Below are 5,265 nucleotides of genomic sequence, written 5' to 3'. Positions count from 1 at the left end.
GCTTCGGTGCGCAGGGGGTTGATCTCGGAGACGGCGCCGACGAGCGTGGTCTTGCCGACACCGAAGCCGCCCGCGATGACGATCTTCGCGGAGGTGGTGGCGCGGGTGGGGGCGGCCGCGTTAGAGCTTGCGAAGTCCACTGAGGACCCTTTCGAGCAGCGTGACGTCGGGCTGGTTTCCGGATTCGCCGCCGGAAGCGGGCTGGTGGATGGCGACCAGGCCGGCTTCGGCCAGGTCGGCCACGAGGATGCGGGCCACTCCCAGGGGAAGGGAGAGCAGCGCCGACACCTCGGCGACGGATTTCACCTCTCTGCACAGGGTGCAGATCCGCTGGTGCTCCGGGAGGAGGGTGGCCAGACGCTGCGGGTCGACGTCGGCGGAGACCAGGGCCTCCAGCGCGAGCTCGTAGCGGGGCCGGGTGCGACCGCCGGTCATGGCGAACGGTCGGATCAGCGGGCCGGAGTCCGGCTCGTCCTCGAACTCCTCGACGTGCCCGGGCTCCTGGGCCGGCTGGTAGCCGGGGGCCGGGGCGGGCATCGGGCCGGGCGGCGGCGTCGGGTAGCCGGGCGGCGGGGCGTCGAAGGCGGGCTGCGGCGGGGAGTACGGGTCGGGCTGGCCGTACTGTCCGTACTGCTGCTCGGGTCGGGCGTACGGGTGCTGCTGGGGCTGGCCGTACTGCTGCCGACCGTACGGCTGACCGTGGCCGGCGCCGGGTGCTCCGAAGGCGTCATGGCCTGTGCCAGGGTACGGAACGCCGTACTGGCCGCTGCGGTCGTCGGGCGGTGTCACGGTTCCTCTCCTCACAAGGTGCGGCGGTGCGGTGCGAGCTTCGGTACGAGTCCGGAGCCGGTGGTGCGAAGGCCGTACAACGTCCGAACCCGAGCCCGCCGAAGCGGGCCCGGGAAGGACGCGGAGGTACTTCGAATACCTGGACGGTATCCGACGAACCGTCAGTGCAGGAGACTGCCCTGGAGTTCCGCGCGGAGTGCGGGGGTGAGGACGGCGCCGGCCCGGTCGACGAGCAGGGCCATTTCGTAGCCGACCAGGCCGATGTCCGAGTCGGGGGAGGCGAGGACGGCGAGGGCGGAGCCGTCGCTGATCGCCATCAGGAAGAGGAACCCGCGTTCCATCTCGACGACGGTCTGGTTGACCTCGCCGCCTTCGAAGATCCGGCTGGCGCCGGAGGTGAGGGAGGTGAGGCCGGAGGCGACGGCGGCGAGCTGGTCGGCGCGGTCACGCGGGAAGCCTTCCGACATGCACAGCAGGAGGCCGTCCGCGGAGACCACCACGGTGTGGGACACCCCGGGGGTGTTGTCCACGAAATTGGTGATCAGCCAGTTCAGGTTCTGTGCGGCCTGGCTCATCTGAGTCAACTCAACGCTCCTGGTGGTTCGAGCCGCCGAAGAGATCGGTGCTCCGGTTCTGTCCGTTGCCGGACTGGTCTACCTGATCGGGGTCGATCCGGAAGCTTCCGGTGTTGCCGGCGCTGCGGCCCTGCTCGACACCGCGGCGCAGGTTGGTGAGGCGGCCACGGACCTCCTCGGGGCTGCGGGAGACCTGCGGCCCTTCCTGCGGGGTGGGCTTGGCGTTGCCGGGCACCAGGTTCTGCTTGGGCACGCGCCGGGGCAGTCCGGCCCCGGTGGTGCCGGCGGACGAGGGCTCGCGCAGCTGCTCGGCCCGCTGCCAGTCACCGTCGTTCGGCGACTGCCAGGGGGAGGCGGTCGGGCCGGTCGGGCCGTATCCGCCCAGTGCGGACACCTCGTGGCCGCGGGACTCGGCGGGCGTCGAGGTGTCCTTGGCACCGGCGAACCAGTTCGGGGTCTCCCCGGACTGGCTCAGGGTGGCCGGGGCGCTGCCCGGGCCGCCGCCCGCCAGCTGCTGGCCGGGGCGGCGCTGGGGCAGCCCGGACGGCAGGGTGGCGGGCGCGGGCTCGGCGGCGGGCAGGGCGGGCGGCTCCGGGGCGTACGGGTGGCCGGCGGGGGCCTCCGCGGCCTGGTGGCCGTAGCCGTCCCGGGCGTACTCGTCCTGCTGGTAGCCGTACTGGTCGTCGGCGTACTGGCCGTCGGCGTACTGGCCGTCGGTGTAGGCGCCCTGGTCGTAACCCTGCTGCGGGTACTGGCCGTAGCCGTCCTGGGCGTACTCGTCCTGCTGGTAGCCGTACTGGTCGTCGGCGTACTGGCCGTCGGTGTACTGGCCGTCGGTGTAGGTGCCCTGGTCGTAACCCTGCTGCGGGGCGTACTGGTCGTAGCCCTGCTGGTAGTCCTCCTCGACCTCGGCGTCCACCACCGGCGGCTGCGGGGAGCCCTCCAGGGCCGCGCGGCGGACCTGGTCGAGGCGCTGCGAGCGCTGGACGGCCTCCAGGGCCGGACTGAAGCCGGAGGAGCCGGCGTTGCCGATGCCGGTCAGGTGGTCGTCGAAGCCGAGCTCCGCGGCGCTGCGGTTGCGGCCCTCGGGGGCCCACTCGGAGGACGGCTCCTGGTCGGCGAAGATCCGGGAGACGGTGAACTGCTCCTCCGGCTCCGGTGCCACCGCGGACTGGGTGACGAACGGCGGGAGCATGACCAGCGAGGTGGTGCCGGCCGACTCGCCGGACGGGCGCAGCTGGACGCGGATGTCGTGCCGCTGGGAGAGCCGGCCGACCACGAAGAGGCCCATGCGGCGGGAGATGGTGGCGTCGACCGTGGGCGGCTCGGCCAGCTTCTCGTTGATCTCCGCGAAGTCGTCGGCGGTGAGGCCGATGCCCTTGTCGTGGATCTCGACCAGCACCCGGCCGTCCGGCAGACGGGTCGCGTTGACCAGCACCCGGGTCTGCGGGCTGGAGAACGAGGTGGCGTTCTCCAGCAGCTCGGCGAGCAGGTGGACGAGGTCGGTCACGGCGGCGCCGACGACCTCGACCTCGGGGATGCCGGACAGCTCGACGCGCTCGTACTGCTCCACCTCGGAGGCGGCGGCGCGCAGCACGTCGACCAGCGGGACCGGGGTGTTCCAGCGGCGGCCGGCCTCCTCGCCCGCGAGGACGAGCAGGTTCTCACCGTTGCGGCGCATACGGGTCGCGAGGTGGTCCAGCTTGAAGAGGTTCTCCAGCTGGTCCGGGTCGGCCTCGTTGTTCTCCAGGTCGGTGATCAGCGCCAGCTGGCGCTGGATCAGGCCCTGGCTGCGGCGCGACAGGTTGGTGAAGATCGCGTTGACGTTCCCTCGCAGCAGCGCCTGCTCGGCGGCGAGCGCCACGGCCTGCTGGTGGACCTGGTCGAAGGCCCGGGCGACTTCGCCGATCTCGTCCTTGCCGTGCAGCGGGATCGCGGTCACCGAGGTGTCGACCCGGTCGGGGTCGGTCTTGGAGAGCTTCTCGACCAGGTCCGGCAGGCGGTGGTCGGCGATCTCCAGGGCGGCGCTGCGCAGGGTGCGCATGCCGAGGATCATCGAGCGGGCGACGTAGCCGGTGAGCAGGCCGGCCAGGATCAGTGCGGCGACGACGATGACCGTGTTGAGGATGGCGTCGTAGAGCGCGTTGTCCTTGAGGTTGCGGGAGTCGGTGAGGACGTCGTCCAGCAGCACGACTTCGGTGTTCCGCAGGGCCTGGATGTGGTTTCCGGCGGCCTGGTTCCAGTTGTCCGGGGTCAGACCGGCGTTCTTGGCCTCGGCGTACGCGGCGTCGGCGGCGGCCTTGCCCCTCTGCTGCCCGATGGCGGCGGCCTCGGCGTAGTTGGCGGCGAGCGCCAGCAGGCCCTGCATGGTGGGCACGGTGCCGTTGGGCATCTTGTTGGCCGAGCGGTCCTGGGCGGTGGCCAGGGCGACCTGCGCGTCCGCGTACTTCTTGGCGTCCACGGGGTCGCTGCCGGTGGTGAACTCGCTGATCGAGACCTGTTCCAGCTTCTCCGAGACCAGGATCTGCTGGGTCATGTCCTGGTTCTCGTAGCGGGTGGTCACCCCCGTCGCGGCGCCGACCAGCAGGCTGAGCATCAGCGAGCGCTGGGTCGAGGCGGAGGCCTTGGCCAGCGACATCGCGTAGATCGCGCGACCCTTGCTGGTGGCGTTGGCGGAGCCGTTGCCGACCGAGTTGTCGTAGGACAGCAGCGGCGCGAACATCGTCGAGTAGGCGCTCGCGGTGGCGCTGGCGAACAGCTCCTTGCTGTACGCGACCTGGCGCAGGTGCGGCAGGTCGACCACCAGGGTCTCGAAGGCCTCGTGGCGGCGCGGCAGCTCACCGGACTTGTCGGAGGCCGCGTAGGCGGCCTGGTAGGCCTTCAGCGCGGCGTCGGTGTCGGCGCGGCGCTTGGCGACCTCGTTGTTCGGGTCCTGCCCGGTCATCAGGGGTATCAGGGTCTTGTCGCGCTCGTTCTCGAGCGCCTCGGCGAGTTCGGTCGCCGACTTGGCCAGCTCGGCGGTCTTCTCGGCGCGGGAGGCCTTGATGTAGCCGTCGACCGAGGTGTTCACTCGCAGACCGCCGAAGACCAGACTGATGATCACGGGGATCAGCAGGATCGCGATCAGGCGGGTCGGCACGCGCCAGTTGCGCGGACGGAGGAAGTCGTAGCGGCTGGAGCCGCCGTCACCCGCCGGACCGGCGCCCGGGCGCGGCTCCTTGCCCGCGGTCGGGGGCTTGGGGGCCGGGGTGGTCGGGGCGCGCTCCTCGGTGGGAGTGAACGCGGAGAATCCGGCCTGTTCCGCGGCGCTGCCGTTCGGCTCGCTCTGGCGGGGCTCGGAGCGCCGCTGCGGGGCGGGTTGCTGCTTACGCCTCACTCGACTACTACCTCTCGGCCGACTTGCCGGCCATGGATCAATCCAGCGCTACCCCCGGGGCCCTGGCCCGCCGTCGGACGGCCGACGCGGGATGTTCAGGGGTAGCTGGAATTTCAGCACGTGCAGGGATGGGGGACAAACAGACGCCGCATGGCACCCGCGTCGTCACAATCCGGACAATCAGCGACATGCCGGAGCAAAACCGTGGTCATCTGGCGCTGAGTGACGCTGATTCGCCACGCTGCGTCATTGTTGATCACAAAATGCCTACCGAACTGTTATCCGCTGCTTATACACGGGTCTTGCGCGCGGCCCCGGGAGGACACCGGCCGGTAAGCGCCGCCGCCCCGGCGACCCGTCAGTGTGACGGCTCGCCGGGGCCGGACGGTTCCCGCTCGCGGATCACTCGCGCGCTCGGCGCGGGACTTACCGGAGCCGGGCGAGCAGGGCGTGCTCGACCAGGGTGATGAGGGCGCTCTTGGCGCTGTCCCGGCGGCGGGCGTCGAGGGTGATGACGGGGGTGTC

The 5,265-nt window shown here is 71.2% G+C and carries 3 protein-coding genes and 2 pseudogenes; all 5 read right to left on the bottom strand.

The genetic code is table 11. From position 1 onward, the window contains the following. Window positions 1-140 (bottom strand): annotated as a pseudogene (locus ACIG5E_RS38970) (ATP-binding protein); the annotation flags it as partial. Continuing rightward, window positions 121-789 carry a DUF742 domain-containing protein gene (locus ACIG5E_RS38965; RefSeq protein WP_396541976.1) on the bottom strand — a complete coding sequence of 223 codons (669 nt, stop codon included), beginning with the start codon at window positions 787-789 and terminating at the stop codon, window positions 121-123. The gene ACIG5E_RS38965 and the pseudogene ACIG5E_RS38970, both read right to left, overlap by 20 nt. A 161-nt stretch (window positions 790-950) precedes the next feature. Further along, complete coding sequence (locus tag ACIG5E_RS38960; protein WP_097236138.1) at window positions 951-1,364, bottom strand: roadblock/LC7 domain-containing protein; 414 nt, start codon at window positions 1,362-1,364, stop codon at window positions 951-953. Window positions 1,365-1,374: 10 nt separating this feature from the next. After that, window positions 1,375-4,740, bottom strand: coding sequence for a nitrate- and nitrite sensing domain-containing protein (locus ACIG5E_RS38955; protein WP_396541974.1), 3,366 nt, complete (start codon window positions 4,738-4,740; stop codon window positions 1,375-1,377). A gap of 426 nt (window positions 4,741-5,166) precedes the next feature. Then, a pseudogene (locus tag ACIG5E_RS38950) lies at window positions 5,167-5,265 on the bottom strand (ATP-binding protein); the annotation flags it as partial.

Source organism: Kitasatospora sp. NPDC053057 (genome assembly GCF_044546945.1).
GTDB lineage: Bacteria > Actinomycetota > Actinomycetes > Streptomycetales > Streptomycetaceae > Kitasatospora.
This window is presented reverse-complemented; position numbering and strand designations above follow the sequence as displayed.

What these genes read in the sequence shown, in the direction of transcription:
- ACIG5E_RS38960 (WP_097236138.1), bottom strand. Translation starts at nt 1,364, where the DNA reads ATGAGCCAGGCCGCACAGAACCTGAACTGGCTGATCACCAATTTCGTG.